Below are 23,550 nucleotides of genomic sequence, written 5' to 3' on the forward strand. Positions count from 1 at the left end.
TAGTTGGGCCTTGAAGTTGTTGCCCGGCAACAAAACCGGCGCGCAACTTACCCTCGATAAACCGATCCGGCAAAACTTTCTGTCATTTAATTTGTGGGAGGGGGCTCACTGCTTGGCCTCCTCCCACAGGTTTCAAGGCTTACTTGCCGGACTTGATCTTGGTCCAGCTGCGTGTCATTTCACGCTGAGTAGCGGCTGGCAGGTCGGCAATGGCGTAGAGCTTGGCTTGCACGTCCGCCGGCGGGTAGATGCCCGGGTCGCTGGTGATGTCTTTATCCACCAGGGCGGTGGCTTTCTCGTTGCCGTTCGGGAAACGCACGCTGTTGGTGATCGCCGCCATGACTTCCGGCTTGAGCAGGTAGTTCATGAACTTGTAGGCGGCGTCGACGTTTTCGGCATCTTTAGGGATGGCGACCATGTCGAAGAAGCTGCCAGCGCCTTCTTTCGGAATGTCGTAGGCCACCTTGACCTTGCCACCGGCTTCAGCCGCGCGGGACTTGGCCTGTTGGATGTCACCCGAGTAGCCCACGGCCACGCAGATGTTGCCGTTGGCCAGGTCGGAAATGTACTTGGACGAGTGGAAGTAGCCGATCGAAGGACGGATCTTGAGGAACAGGTCTTCGGCTTGCTTGAGGTCTGGCTTCTTCTGGCTGTCGGTCGGCAGACCGAGGTAATGCAGGGCGATTGGCAACATTTCGGTTGGCGAATCGAGGAAGCTCACGCCGCAGCTCTTGAGCTTGGCGATGTTTTCAGGCTTGAGCAGCACGTCCCACGAATCGATCTTGTCCACGCCCAGCGCAGCCTTGACCTTCTCCGGGTTGTAGCCGATGCCGATGGAGCCCCACATGTACGGGAAGGCATGCTTGTTGTCCGGGTCGCTGACCGACACGGCTTTAAGCAGGGATTTGTTCAGGTTGTCGTAGTTCACCAGTTTGGACTTGTCCAGTTCCTGGTAGACACCGGCCTTGATCTGCTTGGCGAGGAAGTTGTTCGACGGTACGACGATGTCATAACCGGACTTGCCTGCCAGCAACTTGGCTTCCAGGGTTTCGTTACTGTCGAAAACGTCATACACCACTTTGATGCCCGACTCTTTCTCAAAGTTGGCGATGGTGTCCGGTGCAATGTAGTCGGACCAGTTGTAGACGTGCAGGACTTTATCGTCCGCCTGGGCCGCGCCCGCCATTGCGCCCATCAGGGACAAGGCGAGGAGGGTCTTGCCAGCGTTCTTCAAACCTAATGCCTTCATTTGGTGATGCTCCAATTTTTCTTTTTTGGGCCACGTTCTTACAAGGTTTTGCGACCCTTCCAAAGGGCGACAAAACAGGGCGACAGTCTGGCAAGTTCAGAGGCCGGCTTTCAACCAAAGCCTCATCTATAACTGCTCAGCACGCAGCGCTCGAAAGCCTGCGTGCTGAGCCTAGCACTTAGCCCTGCAATGCCGCCAAAGTCAGGTCCAGGCAATGGCGAGCCTTGGTCACCAGCTCGTCGATCTCTGCCTTGCTGATCACCAGCGGCGGCGAAATGATCATGGTGTCGCCCACGGCGCGCATGATCAGGCCATTCTCGAAGCAGAACGTGCGGCAGATCATGCCCACACCCTTGCCTTCATAGCGTTTGCGCGTGGCCTTGTCTTGCACCAGCTCAATCGCACCGAGCATGCCCACACCGCGAACTTCACCCACCAACGGGTGATCAGCCAGTTCCCTCAGACGTTTCTGCAAATACGGTGCCGTTTCCTCGTGCACGCGGCTGACGATTTTTTCATCGCGCATGATACGGATGTTTTCCAGGGCCACTGCCGCTGCCACCGGGTGGCCGGAGTAGGTGAAACCGTGGTTGAAATCGCCGCCTTCGTTGAGCACGTCCACCACTTCATCGCGCACAATCAAGCCGCCCATGGGGATGTAACCCGAGGTCAGGCCCTTGGCGATGGTCATCATGTGTGGTTTCAGGCCATAGAAATCGCTACCGAACCACTCACCGGTACGGCCGAAACCGCAGATCACTTCGTCGGCCACAAACAGGATGTCGTACTTGGCGAGGATTTCCTTGATGCGCGGCCAGTAGGTCTCAGGCGGCACGATCACGCCGCCGGCGCCCTGGATTGGCTCGGCAATAAAGGCGCCCACGTTGTCCACGCCCAGTTCCAGGATCTTCTCTTCCAACTGGTTGGCGGCCCACACACCGAATTCTTCCGGGCTCATGTCGCCGCCTTCGCCAAACCAGTACGGCTGGGCGATATGGACGATACCCGGGATCGGCAAGTCGCCCTGTTCATGCATATAGGTCATGCCGCCCAGGCTGGCGCCGGCTACGGTGGAACCGTGGTAGCCATTCTTGCGGCTGATGATGGTTTTTTTGTTCGGCTGGCCCTTGATCGCCCAGTAGTGGCGGACCATGCGCAACATGGTGTCGTTGCCTTCGGAGCCGGAACCCGTGAAGAACACGTGGTTCATGCCGGCGGGCGCGATGTCGGAAATGGCCTTCGCCAGTTCCAGCACCGGCGGGTGAGCGGTCTGGAAGAACAGGTTGTAGTACGGCAGTTCTTTCATCTGCTTGGCGGCGGCGTCAGCCAGTTCATCGCGACCGTATCCGATCGCCACGCACCACAGGCCGGCCATGCCGTCGAGGATCTTGTTGCCTTCGCTGTCCCACAGGTAAACGCCGTGGGCTTTGGTGATGATCCGTGGGCCTTTCTCTTTCAATTGCTTGAAGTCACTGAACGGCGCCAAGTGATGCTCACTGCTCAAGGCTTGCCATTCACGGGTTTGCGGGTTGTTGCTGGACATACCAATCTCCTAGACTTTTCAGTGAAGGGCGCGCGGGTTACCCCGTGCGCCCGGCGCATCAGACGGCGAAGAGCAGGAATTCCCGCTCCCACGAACTGATCACGCGCTTGAAGTTTTCATGCTCGGCCCGCTTGACCGCGACGTAGCCTGTGATGAATTTCTGACCCAGGTATTTCTCGATGGTCTTGCTGTTTTCCATGCGCTCCAGGGCATCTTCGATGGTCAACGGCAGGCGCAGGTTGCGTCGCTCGTAACCACGGCCGACCACAGGTGCGCTCGGGTTATGGCCTTCGACCATGCCGATGTAGCCGCACAGCAGGCTGGCGGCAATCGCCAGGTACGGGTTGGCGTCGGCGCCCGGCAGGCGGTTTTCCACACGACGGTTCTGCGGGCCGGCATCCGGTACGCGCAGGCCGACGGTGCGGTTTTCTTCACCCCATTCCACGTTGACCGGCGCCGACGTGTCGGGCAGGAAGCGGCGGAACGAGTTCACGTTGGGGGCGAACAGCGGCAGCAATTCAGGGATGAATTTCTGCAGGCCGCCAATGTGGTTGAGGAACAGCTGGCTCATGGTCCCGTCTTCATTGGAGAAGACGTTCTTGCCGGTGGCGATGTCGATGATGCTCTGGTGCAGGTGCATCGCGCTGCCGGGCTCGCCGGTCATGGGCTTGGCCATGAAGGTGGCGGCCACGTCGTGCTTGAGCGCGGCTTCACGCATGGTGCGCTTGAATACCAGGATCTGGTCGGCCAGGGACAGCGCGTCGCCGTGACGGAAGTTGATTTCCATCTGCGCGGTGCCGTCTTCGTGGATCAGGGTGTCGAGGTCCAGCTCCTGCAGTTCGCACCAGTCGTAGACGTCTTCGAACAACGGGTCGAATTCGTTGGCCGCTTCTATAGAGAAGGACTGGCGACCGGTCTCCGGGCGACCGGAACGGCCGATCGGCGGTTGCAGCGGGAAGTCGGGGTCTTCACAGCGTTTGGTCAGGTAGAACTCCATTTCCGGTGCCACGATGGGCTGCCAGCCTTTGTCGGCGTAGAGCTGGAGAACTTTCTTGAGCACGTTGCGCGGCGACAGCTCGATCGGGTTGCCTTGCTTGTCGTAGGTATCGTGGATCACCTGCGCGGTCGGCTCGACGGCCCAGGGCACCAGGTAGACGGCGTTCTGGTCGGGGCGGCAGATCATGTCGATGTCGGCCGGGTCGAGCAATTCGTAATAGATGTCGTCTTCGACATAGTCGCCGGTCACGGTCTGCAACAAAACACTCTCGGGCAGGCGCATGCCTTTTTCGGCGATGAACTTGTTGGTCGGCGAGATCTTGCCCCGGGTGATGCCGGTCAGGTCGCCAATCATGCATTCGACTTCTGTGATCTTGTGGTCTTTCAACCAATCGGTGAGCTGGTCGAGGTTGTTACTCATAAATGCCTCTGGGCTGGGTTTCCTGGCATCCATTAAAGGCCAGGCGTTGGTTGACGCAGCATCCGCGTCGTCTTTTCGTTCCGGATAGGAGCTTACCTGCCATTTGTGGTGGTGTTGCATTCCTAAAGCAAAAGCCGTGCAGAATCATGAGCGGCACCTTGGCAGGCGCGCTTCTTGAGACAGGCATAGGAGTCGCGAGGCGGTAAAGACGCAGGCGGTTGAACCGTCAAGAATATTGACCGGAACACCCACACGGGCAAAGGAAGAATGAGCGATGGAACTGGCCTGCCTGAAGCAGGCAGAGACGCCGGATGGAGACAGGCGACGCATGAAACACCCCGGTATTATTGCTGTTATGGGTTTGAATCGAGCTTAGCCTTGTTCATTTTTTTACACAACTCCCCCGTAAAAAATACAACACGGCCCGCTCAAGCCCGCGAGTCCTACACCATTCAAAGCGGAAAAATCGCCCCAAAAAGCCCCAAAAAAGCCATTGCAGCGCTTTTTTAGGGCAAAAAAGGCCTCGCTTGACTTCGGCATGCCGTTCGGGTTGACTGAAACCAGAAAAGATCAATGATTGATATTTTTAACAACAAAGGTGTTGCATCATGTCGGTACCCCCGCGTGCCGTTCAGCTTAACGAAGCGAACGCGTTCCTTAAGGATCATCCTGAGGTTCTGTACGTAGACCTTCTAATTGCGGATATGAATGGTGTGGTGCGCGGCAAGCGCATCGAACGCACCAGCCTCCACAAGGTTTACGAGAAGGGCATTAACCTGCCTGCCTCTTTATTTGCCCTGGATATCAACGGCTCGACGGTGGAAAGCACCGGCCTGGGCCTGGACATCGGTGATGCTGACCGAATCTGTTATCCGATCCCCGACACCCTGTGCAATGAGCCCTGGCAAAAGCGTCCAACCGCGCAACTGCTGATGACCATGCACGAACTCGAAGGTGAACCTTTCTTCGCCGACCCGCGCGAAGTGCTCCGCCAAGTTGTAAGCAAATTCGACGACCTCGGTCTGACCATCTGCGCCGCCTTCGAGCTTGAGTTCTACCTGATCGACCAGGAGAACGTGAACGGCCGCCCACAACCGCCCCGCTCGCCGATCTCCGGCAAACGCCCGCACTCGACACAGGTCTACCTGATCGACGACCTCGACGAATACGTCGACTGCCTCCAGGACATCCTGGAAGGTGCCAAGGAGCAAGGCATCCCGGCCGACGCCATCGTCAAGGAAAGTGCCCCGGCGCAGTTCGAAGTGAACCTGCACCACGTCGCCGACCCGATCAAGGCGTGCGACTACGCGGTACTGCTCAAGCGCCTGATCAAGAACATCGCCTACGACCATGAAATGGACACCACCTTCATGGCCAAGCCTTACCCAGGCCAGGCAGGCAACGGGCTGCACGTGCACATCTCCATTCTGGACAAGGACGGCAAGAACATCTTTGCCAGCGAGGATCCCGAGCAGAACGCCGCATTGCGTCACGCAATCGGCGGTGTGCTGGAGACCCTGCCCGCCCAAATGGCGTTCCTGTGCCCCAACGTCAACTCCTACCGTCGTTTCGGCGCACAGTTCTATGTGCCGAACTCGCCGTGCTGGGGCCTGGACAACCGCACCGTGGCGATTCGCGTACCGACCGGCTCGTCCGACGCCGTACGTATCGAACACCGCGTGGCCGGCGCCGACGCCAACCCGTACCTGCTGATGGCCTCGGTCCTGGCAGGCGTGCACCACGGTCTGACCAACAAGATCGAACCGGGCGCACCAGTGGAAGGCAACAGCTACGAGCAAAACGAGCAGAGCCTGCCGAACAACCTGCGTGATGCCCTGCGCGAGCTGGACGACAGCGAGGTGATGGCCAAGTACATCGATCCTAAATACATCGATATCTTCGTCGCCTGTAAGGAAAGTGAGCTGGAGGAGTTTGAGCACTCCATCTCCGACCTTGAGTACAACTGGTACCTGCATACCGTCTAACCGGCGGCTGCATAAAAAGAACGCCACAGGCTTTTGGTCTGTGGCGTTTTTTTATGGGTTTAATTCGGGAGACCGAGGTGGCCTCATCGCAGGCAAGCCAGCTCCCACAGTTGACTGCATTCCAAAGCTGGAACTCGGGCAACTGTGGGAGCCGGCTTGCATGCGATGGCGGCCTTGAAGACAACACAGTTTCCTGCTCATACAATGCCCGCTGCCTTGTAGGAGACTTCCATGCCCCCCCGCCCCGCCGCCCCTCGCAAACCCCGCGCCCGCAGCCAGGCCCGGATCGACGCGATCCTCGACGCCGCCCGCACCTTGCTGGCCGCCGAAGGGGTGGCCGGTTTGTCGATCTATAGCGTGGCCGAGCGCGCGCAGATCCCGCCATCGTCGGTGTACCACTTTTTCGCCAGCGTACCGGCGCTGCTGGAAGCGTTGACGGCGGATGTGCACGCGGCCTTCCGTGCAGCAATCCAGGCGCCCATCGAGCATGAATCACTCAAGCACTGGCGGGACCTGTCCTACATCGTTGAACAGCGCATGCTGACCATCTATGAGCACGACGCCGCCGCACGCCAGTTGATCCTGGCGCAGCACGGGCTGACCGAAGTGACCCAGGCCGACCGTCAGCATGACTTGGAATTGGGCGACTTGATGCTCACGGTGTTCAACCGCCACTTCGAAGTGCCGACCTTGCCCAAAGACGTGGATGTGTTTGCGCTGGCACTGGAACTGAGCGACCGCGTGTATGCACGCTCGATGCATCAGCATGGGCTGATCACGCCGCGCATGGCGGAGGAAGGGATGCGGGTGTTTGATGCGTATGTGGGGCTGTATTTGCCGGCCTACCTGCCCAAGCGTTGAACCTTGTGGTGGCGGGGTGGGCCCCTTCGCAGGCAAGCCAGCTCCCACATTTGACGGTGTTCACAAATCAAAATGGGGGAGCTGGCTTGCCTGCGATGGCGACCTCAGGAACGCTGCCAATCACAACTTGGCAATCGACACCTCAGTCGACTTAACAAAGGCAATCACCTCACTGCCAATCACCAGTTCCAGCTCCTTGACCGAGCGGGTGGTGATCACGGAAGTGACAATGCCGGACGCGGTCTGCACGTCGATTTCCGACAGCACGTCGCCTACGACGATTTCCTTGATGGTGCCTTTGAACTGGTTGCGCACGTTGATGGCTTTAATAGTCATGGAGTTCTCTCTTCGTGGGACGCGTGAGTTATTGAGCCCAACGCAATTGCGTAGGCAGCGGTGAAACAGGTTCGGGTTCCGGCGGCGTGCCGGGCAGCGACAGCACACGGTTGAGCACTTCGGCTTCCAGCGCCGCCAGGCGATGGGAACCCCGGGCGCGCGGGCGTGGCAGGTCGACGATCAGGTCCAGGCCGATTTCGCCGTCTTCGATCAAAATCACCCGGTCGGCAATCGCCACGGCTTCGCTCACGTCGTGGGTCACCAACAACACGGTAAAGCCGTGCTTGCGCCAGAGGTTTTCGATCAGTTGCTGCATCTCGATACGGGTCAGTGCATCCAGTGCGCCCAGCGGTTCGTCGAGCAGCAACAGGCGCGGTTGGTGGATCAAGGCGCGCGCCAGGGCCACCCGTTGTTTCTGGCCGCCGGACAGGGCCGCCGGCCATTCATTCGCACGCTCGGCCAGGCCGACCGCTTCCAGGGCTTCCAAGGCTTTGGGGCGCCAGTTGCCCTTGAGGCCCAGGCCCACGTTGTCGATGATCTTTTTCCACGGCAGCAGGCGTGCTTCCTGGAACATCAGCCGCGTGTCTTCAATCGCCTCGCTCAACGGCGCGGAACCAGCCAACAACTCACCGCTGCTGGCCTTGTCCAGGCCGGCGAGCAGGCGCAGCAGGGTACTTTTGCCGCAACCGCTGCGACCGACCACCGCTACGAATTGACCGGCCGGAATATGCAGGTCGATGTCCTTGAGCACTTCCCGCGCACCAAAGGCCTTGCGCAGCTTGCGCACAGCCAGCGGGATCCCCTTGAGCAGGCGCGGAGGTTGTTGAGCAGTCATGCCGCACCTCCTTTATTTACTTGATACGCCGGATGCCAGCGCAGCCACACACGCTCCAGGCCGCGCGCCGCGAGGTCGGCGAGCTTGCCGAGGATCGCGTACATCACGATGGCCAGCACCACCACGTCGGTTTGCAGGAACTCCCGGGCGTTCATTGCCAGATAACCGATGCCCGAGCTGGCGGAGATAGTTTCCGCCACGATCAGCGTCAGCCACATAAAGCCCAGGGCAAAGCGCACCCCCACCAGGATCGAAGGCAGCGCACCCGGCAGGATCACCTGACGGAACAGGCTGAACCCGGACAAGCCATAGCTGCGCGACATTTCCACCAGCGCCGGGTCGACGTTGCGGATGCCGTGGTAGGTGTTCAGGTAGATCGGGAACAGCGTGCCGAGGGCGACCAGGAAAATCTTCGCGGTCTCGTCGATGCCGAACCACAGGATCACCAGTGGGATCAGCGCCAGGTGCGGCACGTTGCGGATCATTTGCACCGAGCTGTCCAGCAGGCGCTCGCCCCATTGCGACAGGCCGGTGATAAAGCCCAGGGCCAGACCGATGCCGCCACCGATCACAAACCCCAGGCCCGCACGCCAGCCACTGATGGCCAGGTGCGTCCAGATTTCGCCGCTGGCCACCAAGTGGACTCCAGCTGCGATCACCGCGCTCGGCGCCGGCAGAATGCGCGTCGACAACCAACCGGCCGACACCGACAGCTGCCATATCGCCAGCAACAGGATCGGCAGCACCCAGGGCGCGACGCGATGGCTCAATTTTTCATAGTTCATGGGCCGCCTCAGCTCGCCGACGCAGCTTTGGGAAGGATGTCGTTGGCGACCATCTCGCCGAACGGGCTGACGTACCCGGCGCCTTTGGGCAGTTCGGGACGTTCGACATCCAGATGTGGGAACAGCAGTTCGGCGACGCGATACGACTCTTCCAGGTGTGGGTAACCGGAGAAGATAAAGGTGTCGATACCCAGGTCCGCGTATTCCTTGACCCGCGCCGCGACGGTCGGGCCGTCGCCCACCAGCGCCGTGCCCGCACCGCCGCGCACCAGGCCGACGCCGGCCCACAGGTTGGGGCTGACTTCGAGGTTATCGCGGCTGCCGCCGTGCAATGCGGCCATGCGTTGCTGGCCCACCGAGTCAAACCGCGACAGCGAGGCCTGGGCGCGGGCGATGGTGTCGTCGTCGACGTGAGAGATCAGCTTGTCGGCGGCTTTCCATGCCTCTTCGTTGGTTTCGCGCACGATCACATGCAAGCGGATGCCGAAGCGCAGGGTGCGCCCAAGGTTCTCGGCCTTGGCCCGCACCTGGGCGATTTTTTCCGCGACGGCGGCAGGCGGCTCACCCCAGGTCAGCACCATGTCCACCTGTTCGGCCGCCAAGTCCTGGGCCGCGTCGGAGGAACCGCCGAAGTACAGCGGCGGACGCGGCTGCTGGATCGGCGGGTAGAGCAATTTGGCGCCTTTGACGCTGATGTGCTCGCCGTCATAGTCCACGGTTTCGCCTTCCAGCACGCGCCGCCAGATGCGGGTGAACTCCACCGAGGCCTGGTAACGCTCCTCATGGCTCAGGAACAAACCATCACCGGCCAACTCTTCCGGGTCCCCGCCCGTCACCAGGTTGAACAACGCGCGGCCGCCGGACAGACGGTCCAGAGTCGCGGCCTGACGCGCCGCCACCGTCGGGGAGATGATCCCGGGGCGCAGGGCGACAAGGAATTTCAACCGCTGGGTCACCGGGATCAGCGACGCGGCCACCAGCCACGAGTCTTCGCACGAACGCCCGGTGGGGATCAGCACCCCGCCGAAGCCCAGGCGATCAGCGGCCTGGGCCACTTGCTGCAAATAACCGTGGTCAACGGCGCGAGCGCCTTCGGCGGTGCCAAGGTAATGGCCGTCGCCGTGGGTGGGCAGGAACCAGAAAATATTGAGGCTCATGGAGTTGTCTCCTGAAGTAGTCGGATTACGGCGCTTTGGCAACGGCTGCGGGTGGCGTCCAGATCACGTCCTTGATGCTCAAGGGTTTGGGGATCAATTTGAGTTGGTAGAAGCTGTCGGCGATTTTTTGCTGGGCGGCGACCACTTCCGGCGTCAGGAACAGCGCGCCGTAGCCCTGGCGTTTCACCGAGGTCAGGGTGATGTCGGCCGGCAGGCCGAGCAGCGGTGCGACTTGTTCAGTGACTTCCTGCGGGTTGGCCTTGGACCACTCGCCCACGGCGCGCACTTCTTCGATCAGCGCCTTGACCACTTCCGGGTGTTTTTCGGCGTAAGGCTTGGTGGCCAGGTAGAACTGATGGTTGTCGGCGATGCCGGTGCCGTCACGCAGGGTGCGCGCTTGCAGTTGTTTCTCGGCGGCGGCCTGGTACGGGTCCCAGATCACCCAGGCGTCCACGCTGCCGCGCTCGAACGCGGCGCGGGCATCGGCGGGCGGCAGGAATACGGTCTGCACGTCGGTGTATTTGAGGCCGGCGTCTTCCAGCGCACGTACCAGCAGGTAGTGCACGTTGGAGCCTTTGTTGAGCACGATTTTCTTGCCCTTGAGCTCGGCCACGGATTTGATCGGCGAGTCTTTCGGCACCAGGATCGCTTCGCTGGTCGGCGCTGGCGGCTCGTAGGCGACATAAAGCAGGTCGGCACCGGCGGCCTGGGCGAACACCGGAGGGGTTTCGCCGGTGACGCCAAAGTCGATGGAGCCGACGTTGAGGCCTTCGAGCAATTGCGGGCCGCCTGGGAACTCGGTCCACTGCACGTTGACGCCTTGGGCGGCGAGGCGTTTTTCCAACGTGCCCTTGGCCTTGAGCAGCACCAGCGTGCCGTATTTCTGATAACCGATCCGCAGGGTCTCGGCGGCTTGGGCTTGAACAATGGCGCCGAAGGACACAGCCGCAGCAAACAGTGCGACCAGGCCACGACGCAAGATGGCAGTGCGCATGGCGCTCTCTCCAAATAATGCGTTTAGGGGGTTGGCTGCACCTGCTTGGCCGTTGGCGGCTGAGTAAGGTGAGTAAATCTTTTTAGTGCGGTGAGGCTCAAATGCTCCAGCGAGCACTCAACAAACGTTCATTCAACACATGGGGGTCCAGCGGTTTCGGGCGACGGGCCATGGCGCCGTAGAGCGTTTCCAGCGCTTCGTGCAAACGCTGTTCGAGTACCGGCACCAACTGCGCCTGGGCACTGCCTTCGGCGTATGCAATCTGGCTGTCTTCGGCAAAGATGCCGTGGAGCAATTCCTGGGCCTTGAGCGCCGACAGCACCGGCTTCAAGGCGTAGTCCACCGCCAGCATGTGGGCGATGCTGCCGCCGGTGGCCATTGGCAAGACGATCTTGTGGGCCAGGGCGCGTTCGGGCAGCAGGTCCAGCACGGTTTTCAGCGCACCGGAGAACGAGGCCTTGTACACCGGCGTGGCGATCACCAGACCGTCTGCGTTGGCGACCTGTTGCAGCAGGTCGATGACCTTGGGGCTATCGAAACGGGCGTGCAACAAGTCTTCAGCCGGGAAGTCCCGAATCTGGTAACTCACCACCTCCACACCTTTGTCTTGCAACCACTGACGGGTTTTTTCCAGCAACACCCCGGAGCGGGAACGCTGGCTGGGACTGCCTCCAAGTGTTACGACCAACATGCAGTAATTCCTTGAGCAAGTGCCGGCGGTTCGCTGTGTGGCGATGGCGCCAAGATGGAACAGACCTTATCAGCAGATTTATATATCTATAAATCTTATTTTTTCATTTGTTTATTCTTTAAATGCATATGCGGATGATGAAACGCCGGGCGAAAAAAAAGGCCGTGAAAACGGCCTGAAAACCCCTGCATTGTGAGCCTTGAAATGAGATCTGGAACATGTGGAAGGCGCGCTGTGTGGGAGCGGGCTTGCTCGCGAACGCGGTGTATCAGCCACCGAATGTATTGGCTGACACTCCGCGTTCGCGAGCAAGCCCGCTCCCACACAAGCCCGCTCCCACAGGGTTGCTGTGTTAACGATTGGGCTGAGGGGTCAGGCGCAGGTACGGCTTCACGGCACGGTATCCCTTGGGAAAGCGCTTCTTGATCTCGTCCTCATCCTTGAGCGACGGCACGATCACCACTTCATCACCGTCCTGCCAGTTGGCCGGCGTGGCGACTTTGTAGTTGTCGGTCAGCTGCAACGAGTCGATCACCCGCAAGATCTCGTGGAAGTTACGCCCGGTGCTGGCCGGATAGGTGATGGTCAGGCGAATCTTCTTGTTCGGGTCGATCACGAACAGCGAACGCACGGTGAGGGTGTCACTGGCATTCGGGTGGATCAGGTCGTACAGGTCCGAGACCTTGCGGTCGGCGTCCGCCAGGATCGGAAAGTTGACGATGGTGTTCTGGGTTTCGTTGATGTCTTCGATCCACTTGTGGTGCGAATCCACCGGGTCGACCGACAGGGCGATGGCCTTGACGCCGCGCTTGGCGAATTCATCCTTGAGCTTGGCGGTGAAGCCCAGCTCGGTGGTGCACACCGGAGTGAAGTCCGCCGGATGGGAAAACAACACCCCCCAGCTGTCGCCCAGCCATTCGTGGAAACGAATCTTGCCGGCGCTGGAATCCTGTTCGAAGTCGGGGGCGATGTCGCCCAGTCTTAGGCTCATGATATGGCTCCTGGTGAGTGCTTATGGAGCCTACTGTGCATGGGTTGCAGATTATTTAAAAAGAATAAATATCGATTTATCTAGACGATAAAGGAATATTAAAAATGTGTTCATTGGACGCGGCAATGCGCGAGGCGCACCATCGTTTCCAAGGTTCGAGAAGGCCTTGAGACGCTGTACAAAGAGGGGTTCAGGAAGGGCTTGCGGGGGTTTGGCCCGACTTGAAAGGCAAGACACCTTGCCCGGCGTTGCGCCGGGCAAGGTTTTACAAACAGTCTTACAGGATCGGCAGGGTGTAGCTGACGATCAGACGGTTTTCGTCCTGGTTACGCTGAGTAGCCACTTCGGAACGCAGCGAAGCGTTTTTCCAGGCAACGCCCAGGCCTTTGAAAGTACCTTCAGGTACTACGTAGCCCAGGTTGAAGTCGCGTTCCCACTCGCTTTTCTCGCCAGTGGCAGCAGCGATGTTGTCGCCCTTGAGGTACATGACGGAAGTAGTCAGACCTGGCAGGCCGACAGCAGCGAAGTCATAGGCGTACTGGGCCAACCAGGTGCGCTCGCCGGCGCGTTGGAACTTGCCGATCTGCACGTCGGTGATCAGGTACGAAGAAGCACCGTCACCCTGGTTGAGGAACGGGAAGTCGCTCGTGCCGTTCACGCGCTGGTAGCCGGCGCTGATCGCGTGGCCTTGCAGGGCGTAGGTGAACTTGGCGCTCCAGGTGCGGTTGTCGACTTCACCGTTGTTCTGGTAGCCAGAAGCGCGGTAGCCGGCAATACGACCTTCCTGACTGGCGTTTTTGCCATCGGAGTCACTGTTGAAGTAACGCAGGTCGGTCTTGAACACGCCCACTGGCAATGCCCAGTTGTGGGACAGGCCCAGGAAGTGCTGCTTGTAGAAGTCGGACAGGTTGCCGTAGTAGTACTGGGCAGTCAGGTCCTTGGTGATCTTGTAGTCACCACCGGCGTAGTAGAACTCGTTGCTGCGGGCGTTGGCAGTCGCGGTGCGGGTAGCGCCGTTGGAGCCAGCGATGGTCAGCGAGTCGTTGTTCGACGAGTTACGGCCTTTGGCGTGTTCCAACTTACCGCCAACCAGGGTCAGGTTGTCGATGTCATTGGAGGTGATCTGGCCACCTTCAAAGGTTTGTGGCAGCAGACGACCGTCGTTGGAGGTCACAACCGGCAGTTTTGGCTGCAGGGTACCCAGCTTCAGTTCAGTCTTGGAGATCTTGACCTTGCCGGTCAGACCGATGCTGCCGAAATCGTTCACCGCACGACCGTCGCTGTCGCTTGGGAACACAATGCCGCCCTTGTTGGCGCTATTGTTGTTGTAGGCAGTGCCTTTACCCGAATCCAGGCGCACGCCGTACAGGCCAATTGCGTCAAGACCAAAACCTACGGTGCCTTGGGTGTAGCCGGAAGCAAAGTTGAAGATGAAGCCTTGGCCCCATTCTTCTTGCTTGTTCGGCTTGGCAGTGCCGTCACGGTTGTCTTGGTTGATGTAGAAGTTGCGGGCAGTAACGCTCGCCTTGCTGTCTTCGATGAAACCGGCAGCGCCTGCTTGCTGGGCGATTGCGCCCAAAGCTACAGCCAAAGCCAAGGTGGACTTCTTCATGTACCGCTCCTCTCATTTCTAATTTTTGTATTTCTTTGGTCTCGGGTCTGACGCCCTTGATCCACAGATGCGCGATTAGCACCGGATAGTGACTGGCAAGTCAATCGTAACCTTGTGTGTCTACTACCTTCGTCTAACAGCAGTTGATTTGGTCCCTGCAGGGTAATGAGTTTTTCATACACCCAAAAAGAATTGTTTCATTCTTTTTCATACGATTTGGGAATAAGCATTTGTGCGACATGGACTGGTCAGCGTAGACGACCCGCTCCACAAGCTAATTCCTAAAGGGTATTTTTCGACGCTTTTTTAGACCGATTAGTGTGGCCGTATCGTTTCTTACGTCACCCACGATCAAAAAGGCGACGCCATCATGGCCAAACGCATATCCTCCCGTCAATTTGTTACAGTTTTAGTGTCACTAATAATTTCTTCTGCTGTCTAAGCCAGCCGATTTGCCCATCGGCAACCTCGGTTCAAATCTTCTCGGTCGCCCCTTCGCGCAATCTATCCATCGTCGCGCTCATCGTATAGGCGCAAATCAAGCTTTCTGAAGCATGGATAGCCCGCAACGGCAGTCACGTTGTCGCAGGGGGCATGGGCACCCAGCCAGGCAAATGCAAAAGGGGGCTTGCCCCCGATGGCGGAGTATCAATATCAGATGGACTGACTGACATTCCGCTATCGGGGGCAAGCCCCCTCTGCATTGGCTTGAAAGCCGGGTTTACAGCGCCTTTTCGAAGATCTTCGAATTGCGCTGATAGTTGTACAGCGACGCCCGCGCCGATGGCAGGCGATCCACGCTGCTCGGCACGAACCCACGCTCGCGGAACCAGTGGGCGGTGCGGGTCGTCAGCACGAACAAGGTCTTCAAACCCTGCGCCCGCGCACGGGTCTGGATGCGCTCCAGCAATACGTCGCCGCGCGCGCCGTGGCGGTACTCCGGGTTCACCGCCAGGCAGGCCAGCTCGCCCGCGTCCGAATCAGCGATCTGATACAGCGCCGCACACGCGATGATCATGCCCTCGCGCTCGACCACGCTGAACTGCTCGATCTCACGCTCCAGCACCTCCCGCGAGCGGCGTACCAGAATGCCCTGCTCTTCCAGCGGGCTGATCAAATCCAGCAAGCCGCCCACGTCTTCAATCGCCGCTTCGCGCACCAGCTCGAATTGCTCCTGGGCCACCAGCGTGCCGCCGCCGTCGCGGGTGAAAAGTTCGGTGAGCAACGCGCCATCTTCGGCGTAGCTGACGATATGGCTGCGCCCTACCCCGCCACGGCAGGCTTCGGCGGCGGCATCGAGCAATTCGGCTTGATAGTTGCTGCTGCCCAGGCGTTGCAGGTGCGCCGGTACTTGCTGCGGGCGCAGTTCACGCACCAGGCGACCGTTTTCATCGAGCAGGCCCATGTCGGCGCCAAACAGCAGCAGCTTATCGGCGCCCAGGTCGATGGCGGCGCGGGTGGCGACGTCTTCGCAGGCCAGGTTGAAGATCTCGCCGGTGGGCGAATAACCCAGCGGTGACAGCAACACGATGGAGCGCTCGTCGAGCAGGCGGTTGATGCCCTTGCGGTCGACCCGGCGCACTTCGCCGGTGTGGTGGTAGTCCACGCCTTCGAGCACGCCGATCGGCCGTGCGGTTACCAGGTTGCCGCTGGCCACCCGCAGGCGCGAGCCCTGCATTGGCGAAGAGGCCATGTCCATCGACAGGCGCGCTTCGATGGCGATACGCAGGTGGCCGACCGCGTCGATCACACACTCCAGCGTGGCGGCATCGGTGATGCGCAAGCCTTCGTGGTAAGCCGGAGTGAGGCCGCGGGCTTCAAGGCGGGTTTCAATCTGCGGGCGCGAACCGTGCACCAGCACCAGCCGCACGCCCAGGCTATGGAGCAGCACCAGGTCGTGGACGATATTGCCGAAGTTGGGGTGTTCCACACCGTCGCCGGGCAGCATGACCACAAAGGTGCAGTCGCGGTGGGCGTTGATGTAAGGGGACGCGTGACGAAGCCAATTAACGTAGTCGGGCATAACACCTGGGCCTGTAATAAAAAGCAGCCGAAAAAGGATCAATCGTGAAAGCGCACAGCAGGCTGATGGTTATCGTCGGAACAGGCTTGGCGACACGCTCGCTCTCCTTCTATGTACGAACAGACAGGGGTTAATTTATGCAGGTTTCAGGCAGTAATGTTCGATCAGTTCCCGCAATAGACGCACTGTAGGCGTCAAGCGTGACATTTCGAGGTACTCGCCCGGCTGATGGGCGCAGGCGATGTCGCCAGGGCCGAGCACCAGGGTTTCACAGCCAAGGCGCTGAAGATAAGGTGCTTCGGTGCCGAACGCTACTGCTTCGGCACGATGACCGGTCAATCGTTCCGCCACGCGCACCAGCTCGGCGTCTTCGGGCTGCTCGAACGGCGGCACTTCGGGGAACAGCGGCGCGTAGTCGATCTTCACCTGATGGCGCTCGGCCAGGGGCTCGAGCTTCTGGCGGATGGCATCGCGCAGCACCTGCGGGTCCATGCCCGGCAGCGGGCGCAGGTCGAACTCCAGGGAACATTGGCCGCAGATGCGGTTGGGGTTGTCGCCACCGTGGATGCAGCCGAAGTTCATCGTCGGCTGCGGCACACTGAATTGCGCGTTGCGGTACTCGCGCTGCCAGGTCTGGCGCAGGCCGCGCAGTTCGCCGATGGCGTCGTGCATGGCCTCAAGGGCGCTGTGGCCCAGGCTCGGGTCCGACGAATGGCCGCTGCGGCCCAGGATGTCGATGCGTTCCATCATCACGCCTTTGTGCAGACGGATCGGCTTGAGGCCCGTCGGCTCGCCGATCACCGCCGCACGGCCCAACAGGCGCCCGGCTGCGGCCAGCGCGCGGGCGCCGGACATGGAGCTTTCTTCATCGCAGGTGGCGAGGATCAGCAGCGGTTGCTTGAACGGTTGCTCCAGCAGCGGCAGCACCGCTTCAATGGCCAGGGCGAAAAAGCCCTTCATGTCGCAACTGCCCAATCCTACCCAGCGGCCGTCGACTTCCGTCAGCTTCAGCGGATCGGTCTTCCACAACGCCGCGTCGTACGGCACGGTATCGCTATGCCCCGCCAGCACCAGGCCACCGGGGCCGCTGCCGAAGCTGGCGAGCAGGTTGAACTTGCCGGGGCTGACTTGCTGGATGTCGATGGCAAAACCCAAATCCCCCAGCCAGCTGGCGAGCAAATCGATCACCGGGCGGTTGCTCTGGTCCAGAGACGCTTGGGTGCAACTGACCGACGGCGCGGCAATCAGCGCAGCGAACTGTTCTTTCATGGACGGTAACGGCATGCGCGGCCTCTCAACTTCCCGGATGAGTCCCACTATAGAGCCATCTGTACGACACAATAAACCGTTGCGGCGCGTTGCCGGGCTCAGTCCTGTACACTGCACGACCTTGGCAGCCACTCTTTTCCCCGGCTGCGCTCCCGATCCTGGATTTTCCGGCCATGCAGAAAGAAACCGAAATCAAGCTCCGCGTCAGCCGCGAAACACTCGCCGCGCTGCGTGAGCACCCGCTACTGAAAAAACGCAACAAAAGTGGCTGGGAACGCCGTGAGTTGATGAACCAGTATTTCGACACCCCCGAGCGCGACCTGGCCCAGGCCAAAGTCGCCCTGCGCCTGCGCAAGGACGGTGACGAGATCATCCAGACCCTCAAGACCCGCGGTCAGAGCATCGCCGGCTTGTCGGAACGCAACGAGTACAACTGGGACCTGCCCAAAGCCAAGCTCGACGTGAAAAAGCTCGACGGTGAATGCTGGCCCGAGCAACTGGCCGAACTGGACAAAAAGACCCTCAAGCCGATCTTCACCACCGACTTCGTGCGTGAACGCGCCGAAATCGCCTGGGGCCGTGGCAAGGCCAAAGTAGTCATCGAAGCCGCACTCGACCTGGGCCACGTGGTGGTCGGCAAGCAGAAAGAAGAAATCTGCGAGCTGGAACTGGAACTGCGCGAAGGTGAACCGGCCGCCCTGCTGGAACTGGCCGCCGAACTGGCCGCGACCCTGGCGTTGATGCCGTGTGACATCAGCAAGGCCGAACGCGGCTACCGTCTGTATGACGCCAGCAGCTACTCCCTGAGCCTGCCCGCGCCGCAGATCCACGCCGAAATGCCTCTGGACGATGCCTTCGCCGCGATCATGTGGCACCTGCTCGGCAGCAGCCAGCGCCTGGCCGAGCAATACCGTTTCAATGGCCACTGGCGCCTGCTGCAAGACTGGGTCGACAACCTCGGCGAAATGCGCGCCCTGGTCGGCAGCCTGGGCCAGGCCGCACCGCGTCAATCCACCAGCGAACTGCGCAGTGCACTGGACGCCCTGCTGGAAGACTGGCGCCCACTGGTGCAAGCCGGTGATGACGACGAAGACATCCGTAAGGCCGCGCCGGAGCAATTCGCCGAGGAACTGGAGGACGTGCGCTGGGGCCTGTTCTCACTCAACGCCTCCCGCTGGCTGCTGGCCCGCACCTGGACCGCCGACCGCAACGTGCGCGGCAACCGCCAGGGCGCGGCGCAAATCACCAACTGGCTGCCGCGCCTGCTGGCCGACGACGCCGTCGCCCTGCAACTGCCGCGCTACCAGCAACAGCCGGAAGACCTGGCCGAGCAACTGCCGCGCATCGAACGCATCCAGGCCTGGCTGCACCATGCGCGCCAGGTGGTGGACATCCCGGAACTGGACCGCCTGTACGGCGAGCTGAACAAGTTGGCGCAACTGGCCAACCAGCCGATCACCGATGAGTCGCTGGATGCGCGGATGCATCAGGCGATTGCGGTGTATCAGAACCGGGCTTGGAAGACTCTGCTGCGTCTGTAATCCAAATGTGAGAGCGGGCTTGTGTGGGAGCGGGCTTGCTCGCGAAAGCGGTGGGTCAGTTAGCTGATTTCTGACTGGCACACCGCATTCGCGAGCAAGCCCGCTCCCACAGGGTCAGCGCAACACTGGCAGGCTGGTAGTGGACTTGATCTGCGAAAGCGCCACAATCGAATTGACCTCCTGAATCCCCGGCACCATCGACAGCTTCTCAAAGAAAAACCGCTCGTACGCCTCAATATCCGCCGTCACGATGCGCAACAGAAAATCCACCGCCCCCATCAGCACATAACACTCCAGCACTTCCGGAAACCCGCGAATCGCGTCGGTAAATTCGGTGAAGTTGGAGCGACCGTGGGCGTTGAGTTTGACCTCGGCGAAAATCTGCGTGTTGAGGCCGATTTTCTTGCGGTCCAGCAAGGTCACCTGGGCGCGGATCACGCCCTCTTCCTTGAGTCGCTGGATACGCCGCCAACACGGCGACTGGGACAGGCCGACCTGCTCGGCAATCTGCGCGCTGGAAAGCGAGGCGTCCTCTTGAAGCAGGGCTAGGATGCGGCGGTCGTAGGCGTCCAGCTCGCTGTGCATATAAATACCTTCTATGGCGCTTATCTTGAATTGTATGATTCGATTATTCGCAAATCATGCCCATTTTAGATAAGAAATCTCCGCTGCCGAATGTAAAAATTTCTCCCATCACTTGTGGAGATGTCCCATGCACGCCGTCGAAACCACCCAACCTGTCACCCGCGTCGATGCGTGGGCCGTCAACAGCAGCCATTGCCAGGCGCATTACCAGATCGTCGCCGAAGCGGAGCCGGACGTGCTGTGCCGGGTACTCAACTATTTCGCGCTGCAATTTTTGACGCCGCAACAGGTGACGATGAGCCGCGAGCAGGACCTGCTGACCCTCGACATCTTGATGGATGGCCTGAGCTGGCACCGCGCCCAGGTGATCGGTGAAAAGATTCGAAACCTGATCAGCGTGTGTTCACTGGAACTGTGGCCGGCCGATTCCGCGCGGCCTGGCGCGGTAATGGCGAGTGCTCAGTAAAAACCTGCAATACACCTCGCCACTGAGCGGTTCAGGGGCTGACTAGCCTGGGATGACACCCCAAGCCACCCAGGAACACCTTGATGTCCGTTGATCAGCGATTGGAATTGCAGCAGTTATTGCCGGCCTTGATCACAGCCGGGTTGGTGACCGCCGAGGTGGCGAAACGCCTGCTGGCACTGCCGGTCTGCCCTACCCAACATCCCCTCGAATGCATCGCCGCCCAGGGCGTCCCTCTGGAAACCCTCACTCAGTGGCTCGCCGAACAGGCCGGGCAAGCGTATTGGCGCATCGATCCGCTGAGCATCGACGTGGCGAAGGTAGTGCCCTTGATGTCCCACGCCTTCGCCCAGCGCCACACCATTCTCGCGGTGGCCGTGGACGCGCAGACCGTTACCATCGCCAGCGCCCAGCCCTACGTGACCCGCTGGGAGGCCGGCCTGGCGCAGGTGCTCAAACGCACGATCAAGCGCGTGGTCGCCAACCCCGAGGACATCCGCCGCTGTATCGGTGAGTTTTATCGCCTGGCCACGTCCGTCAGCGGCGCCGACCAAAAGCTCGCTGCGCCAGGCAACGCCGATCTGCTCAACCTCGGCGCCAGCGACCAGGAGCCGGACGCCAATGACGCGCATATCGTCAATATCGTCGATTGGCTGTTGCAGTACGCCTTCGGCCAGCGCGCCAGTGACATCCATATCGAACCCTGCCGTGAGCAAGGCCGCGTGCGCTTTCGCATCGACGGCCTGCTGCACGACGTGTATCAGTTTCCACCCCAGGTCACGATGGCGGTGGTCAGCCGCCTCAAAAGCCTGGGGCGAATGAACGTGGCGGAAAAACGCAAACCCCAGGACGGCCGGGTCAAGACCAAAAGCCCGGCGGGGGCCGAGGTCGAGCTGCGCCTCTCGACCTTGCCGACGGCGTTTGGCGAGAAACTGGTACTGCGGATTTTCGACCCGCAGGTGCTGCTCAAGAGCTTTGATCAACTGGGCTTGTCAGGTGACGACCAGCAGCGCTGGCACGCCATGACACGCCAGACCAACGGCATCATCCTCGTCACCGGCCCGACCGGATCAGGCAAGACCAGCACGCTGTACACCACGCTCAGGCAACTGGCGACACGGGAGATCAACCTGTGCACGGTGGAAGACCCCATCGAGATGGTCGAACCGGCCTTCAACCAGATGCAGGTACAACACAACATCGACCTGAGCTTCGCCAGCGGCATCCGCGCGCTGCTGCGCCAGGACCCGGACATCATCATGATCGGCGAGATCCGCGACCAGGAAACCGCCGAAATGGCGATCCAGGCCGCATTGACCGGGCACCTCGTGCTGTCGACCCTGCATACCAACGACGCGCCCAGCGCGGTCAGTCGTTTGCAGGAGTTGGGCATTGCTCATTATTTGATCAAGGCTACCCTTATAGGAGTGATGGCCCAGCGCTTGGTGCGACTGTTATGCCCGCACTGCAAGCGTGCGATGGGTGATGCCTACGAGGCCATTGGGTGTGCGCAATGCCGAAACAGTGGTTACCGGGGGCGTGCCGGGGTCTACGAAATCATGGTGCTCAATGATGACCTCAGGGCGCTGATCACGCCCGGTGCCGACGTACAGGCCTTGCGTCAACGTGCAATTGCCCAAGGCATGAGTAGCTTGCGCAAGGCCGCCACGGACAAGGTCGCCGCCGGCCTGACAACGATGGCCGAAGCGTTGCGGCTGACGCCTGGGGATTCAGAAACAAATCCGTTGATTGTTGCCGTGTGAAACCGTTCTTAACGGTGACAACACCGTTACAATCCGCTCACTGAAAACATCGGATAGGGAATCGCTATGCAGATCGGAACCGTACTGCTTCTTTTCGTGGGATTGGCCATCGCCATCCTGTTCATGGGCTTCAAGGTCGTCCCCCAGGGCTACCAATGGACGGTCGAGCGTTTCGGCCGTTACACCAACACCCTCAAGCCCGGCCTGAACATCATCATCCCGGTCATGGACCGCATCGGTCGCAAGATCAACGTGATGGAAAGTGTGCTGGACATCCCGCCCCAGGAAGTCATCACCGCCGACAACGCCACCGTGCAGATCGACGCCGTGTGCTTCTTCCAGGTGGTCAACACCGCGCAGGCGGCCTATGAGGTGAACAACCTCGAACACGCCATCCGCAACCTGCTGCAGACCAACATCCGTACCGTGCTCGGCTCCATGGAGCTGGATGCCATGCTCAGCCAGCGTGACGGCATCAACGAAAAACTGCTGAAAACCGTGGACGAAGCCACCGCGCCGTGGGGCATCAAGATCACCCGGATCGAGATCAAGGACATCAGCCCGCCCGCCGACCTGATGGCTGCCATGTCGGGCCAGATGAAAGCCGAGCGGATCAAGCGCGCACAAATCCTCGAAGCCGAAGGCCTGCGGGCGTCGGCGATCCTGACCGCCGAGGGCAAGAAGCAGGCGCAGATCCTGGAGGCCGAAGGTAGCCGCCAGGCCGCGTTCCTGGAGTCCGAGGCCCGTGAACGTCAGGCCGAAGCCGAAGCCCGCGCTACCCAGGTGGTGTCGGAAGCGATCGCGTCGGGCAACGTGCAGGCGGTCAACTACTTCGTCGCGCAAAAATACATCGACGCACTGGGCAAGCTGGCCTCCGCCAACAACAGCAAGGTCATCCTGATGCCGCTGGAAGCCAGCCAGGTGATCGGAGCGGTCGGCGGTATCGGCGAGATCGTCAAGGCTACATTCGACAACAAGAAAGGCTGAGGCCAGCGCCATGTGGGATTTCCTGCAGCATCTGTCGTTCTGGGATTGGCTGGCACTGGGTACGGTGCTGCTGATTCTCGAGGTTTTCGGCGCTGGCGGTTACCTGTTGTGGATGGGTATCGCCGCGGCTGCCGTGGGCGTGATCAAGTTCCTGGTGCCGCCCCTGGGGCTGGAGTGGCAGCTCCTGTTGTTTGCGCTGCTGTCCATACTGACAGCGGTGTATTGGTGGAAGCGCCAGCGCAGCAGTGCCAAGGTGAGCGACCAACCCGGGCTCAACGAGCGCGGCTCGGAGCTGATCGGTCACACCTTCATGGTGCACCAGGCGATTGTGGATGGACGAGGCAAGGTAAAAGTCGGCGATGGCGTGTGGATGGTGACCGGCCCGGACAGCCCTGTGGGCGCTCAAGTCCGGGTGGTTGGTCAGGACGGCGTGGTGTTGAGGGTTGAAACTGTTTAGTCA

The 23,550-nt window shown here is 60.4% G+C and carries 21 protein-coding genes; 7 read left to right on the forward strand and 14 right to left on the reverse strand.

Annotation, left to right across the window (positions count from 1 at the left end; all coding sequences use genetic code 11):
• Positions 1 to 139 precede the first annotated feature (139 nt).
• The 3 genes from IB241_RS07885 to IB241_RS07895 all read right to left on the reverse strand — a co-directional run bounded on the left by IB241_RS07885 (position 140) and on the right by IB241_RS07895 (position 4,209).
• Entirely contained in the window at positions 140 to 1,234 is a 1,095-nt protein-coding gene (locus IB241_RS07885; RefSeq protein ID WP_192298238.1) for a polyamine ABC transporter substrate-binding protein, read from the reverse strand.
• A 193-nt stretch (positions 1,235 to 1,427) separates the two neighbouring features.
• On the reverse strand, positions 1,428 to 2,792 hold the full coding sequence (locus IB241_RS07890; RefSeq protein WP_192297899.1) for an aspartate aminotransferase family protein: 1,365 nt from the start codon (positions 2,790 to 2,792) through the stop codon (positions 1,428 to 1,430).
• A gap of 58 nt (positions 2,793 to 2,850) precedes the next feature.
• Positions 2,851 to 4,209, reverse strand: a complete 1,359-nt coding sequence (locus IB241_RS07895) for a glutamine synthetase family protein (protein WP_192297900.1) — start codon at positions 4,207 to 4,209, stop codon at positions 2,851 to 2,853.
• 608 nt (positions 4,210 to 4,817) lie between these two features.
• Here IB241_RS07895 and IB241_RS07900 point away from each other — a divergent pair.
• Together IB241_RS07900 and IB241_RS07905 are read left to right on the forward strand one after the other, a co-directional pair.
• Complete coding sequence (locus IB241_RS07900) at positions 4,818 to 6,194, forward strand: glutamine synthetase family protein (protein WP_003213894.1); 1,377 nt, start codon at positions 4,818 to 4,820, stop codon at positions 6,192 to 6,194.
• A 231-nt stretch (positions 6,195 to 6,425) separates the two neighbouring features.
• Complete coding sequence (locus IB241_RS07905; RefSeq protein ID WP_192297901.1) at positions 6,426 to 7,055, forward strand: TetR/AcrR family transcriptional regulator; 630 nt, start codon at positions 6,426 to 6,428, stop codon at positions 7,053 to 7,055.
• A 120-nt stretch (positions 7,056 to 7,175) separates the two neighbouring features.
• Here the strand turns inward: IB241_RS07905 and IB241_RS07910 are convergent, their stop codons facing one another.
• The 10 genes from IB241_RS07910 to argE all read right to left on the reverse strand — a co-directional run bounded on the left by IB241_RS07910 (position 7,176) and on the right by argE (position 17,763).
• A complete protein-coding gene (locus IB241_RS07910) occupies positions 7,176 to 7,391 on the reverse strand; it encodes a TOBE domain-containing protein (protein WP_003176783.1) in 216 nt (71 codons plus the stop codon).
• Positions 7,392 to 7,419: 28 nt separating this feature from the next.
• Positions 7,420 to 8,226: an aliphatic sulfonates ABC transporter ATP-binding protein gene (gene ssuB, locus IB241_RS07915; protein ID WP_192297902.1), complete on the reverse strand. Its 807-nt coding sequence runs from the start codon at positions 8,224 to 8,226 to the stop codon at positions 7,420 to 7,422.
• Positions 8,223 to 9,011, reverse strand: a complete 789-nt coding sequence (gene ssuC, locus IB241_RS07920) for an aliphatic sulfonate ABC transporter permease SsuC (RefSeq protein WP_192297903.1) — start codon at positions 9,009 to 9,011, stop codon at positions 8,223 to 8,225. The genes ssuB and ssuC overlap by 4 nt, the downstream gene beginning before the upstream one ends.
• 8 nt (positions 9,012 to 9,019) lie before the next feature.
• Complete coding sequence (gene ssuD / locus IB241_RS07925) at positions 9,020 to 10,168, reverse strand: FMNH2-dependent alkanesulfonate monooxygenase (RefSeq protein ID WP_192297904.1); 1,149 nt, start codon at positions 10,166 to 10,168, stop codon at positions 9,020 to 9,022.
• Positions 10,169 to 10,193: 25 nt separating this feature from the next.
• Positions 10,194 to 11,162: a sulfonate ABC transporter substrate-binding protein gene (locus IB241_RS07930; RefSeq protein WP_192297905.1), complete on the reverse strand. Its 969-nt coding sequence runs from the start codon at positions 11,160 to 11,162 to the stop codon at positions 10,194 to 10,196.
• 97 nt (positions 11,163 to 11,259) lie between these two features.
• Positions 11,260 to 11,853: an NADPH-dependent FMN reductase gene (gene ssuE, locus IB241_RS07935; protein WP_159960795.1), complete on the reverse strand. Its 594-nt coding sequence runs from the start codon at positions 11,851 to 11,853 to the stop codon at positions 11,260 to 11,262.
• Between the two features lie 352 nt (positions 11,854 to 12,205).
• Positions 12,206 to 12,844, reverse strand: coding sequence for a peroxiredoxin (locus IB241_RS07940; protein WP_192297906.1), 639 nt, complete (start codon positions 12,842 to 12,844; stop codon positions 12,206 to 12,208).
• Between the two features lie 277 nt (positions 12,845 to 13,121).
• A complete protein-coding gene (locus IB241_RS07945; protein WP_192297907.1) occupies positions 13,122 to 14,456 on the reverse strand; it encodes an OprD family porin in 1,335 nt (444 codons plus the stop codon).
• A 721-nt stretch (positions 14,457 to 15,177) separates the two neighbouring features.
• Positions 15,178 to 16,479: an amino-acid N-acetyltransferase gene (gene argA, locus IB241_RS07950; protein ID WP_192297908.1), complete on the reverse strand. Its 1,302-nt coding sequence runs from the start codon at positions 16,477 to 16,479 to the stop codon at positions 15,178 to 15,180.
• A 135-nt stretch (positions 16,480 to 16,614) separates the two neighbouring features.
• Positions 16,615 to 17,763 carry an acetylornithine deacetylase gene (gene argE, locus IB241_RS07955; RefSeq protein WP_192297909.1) on the reverse strand — a complete coding sequence of 383 codons (1,149 nt, stop codon included), beginning with the start codon at positions 17,761 to 17,763 and terminating at the stop codon, positions 16,615 to 16,617.
• Between the two features lie 158 nt (positions 17,764 to 17,921).
• On the opposite strand from argE, the gene IB241_RS07960 reads away from it, so the two are divergent.
• Entirely contained in the window at positions 17,922 to 19,289 is a 1,368-nt protein-coding gene (locus IB241_RS07960) for an inorganic triphosphatase (protein WP_192297910.1), read from the forward strand.
• 114 nt (positions 19,290 to 19,403) lie between these two features.
• On the opposite strand, the gene IB241_RS07965 is transcribed toward IB241_RS07960, so the two are convergent.
• A complete protein-coding gene (locus IB241_RS07965; protein ID WP_192297911.1) occupies positions 19,404 to 19,874 on the reverse strand; it encodes an Lrp/AsnC family transcriptional regulator in 471 nt (156 codons plus the stop codon).
• Between the two features lie 127 nt (positions 19,875 to 20,001).
• Here IB241_RS07965 and IB241_RS07970 point away from each other — a divergent pair, with 127 nt between their 5' ends.
• The 4 genes from IB241_RS07970 to IB241_RS07985 all read left to right on the forward strand — a co-directional run bounded on the left by IB241_RS07970 (position 20,002) and on the right by IB241_RS07985 (position 23,547).
• Entirely contained in the window at positions 20,002 to 20,340 is a 339-nt protein-coding gene (locus tag IB241_RS07970) for a hypothetical protein (RefSeq protein ID WP_192297912.1), read from the forward strand.
• Between the two features lie 83 nt (positions 20,341 to 20,423).
• The gene (locus IB241_RS07975) at positions 20,424 to 22,103 is read left to right on the forward strand and encodes a GspE/PulE family protein (RefSeq protein ID WP_192297913.1); all 1,680 of its coding nucleotides are present in this window, start codon (positions 20,424 to 20,426) and stop codon (positions 22,101 to 22,103) included.
• 66 nt (positions 22,104 to 22,169) lie between these two features.
• Positions 22,170 to 23,090, forward strand: coding sequence for an SPFH domain-containing protein (locus IB241_RS07980; protein ID WP_010207363.1), 921 nt, complete (start codon positions 22,170 to 22,172; stop codon positions 23,088 to 23,090).
• Between the two features lie 10 nt (positions 23,091 to 23,100).
• Positions 23,101 to 23,547, forward strand: coding sequence for an NfeD family protein (locus IB241_RS07985; RefSeq protein WP_192297914.1), 447 nt, complete (start codon positions 23,101 to 23,103; stop codon positions 23,545 to 23,547).
• Positions 23,548 to 23,550: the final 3 nt, after the last annotated feature.

The organism is Pseudomonas sp. PDM05, assembly GCF_014851685.1.
Taxonomy (GTDB): Bacteria; Pseudomonadota; Gammaproteobacteria; order Pseudomonadales; family Pseudomonadaceae; genus Aquipseudomonas.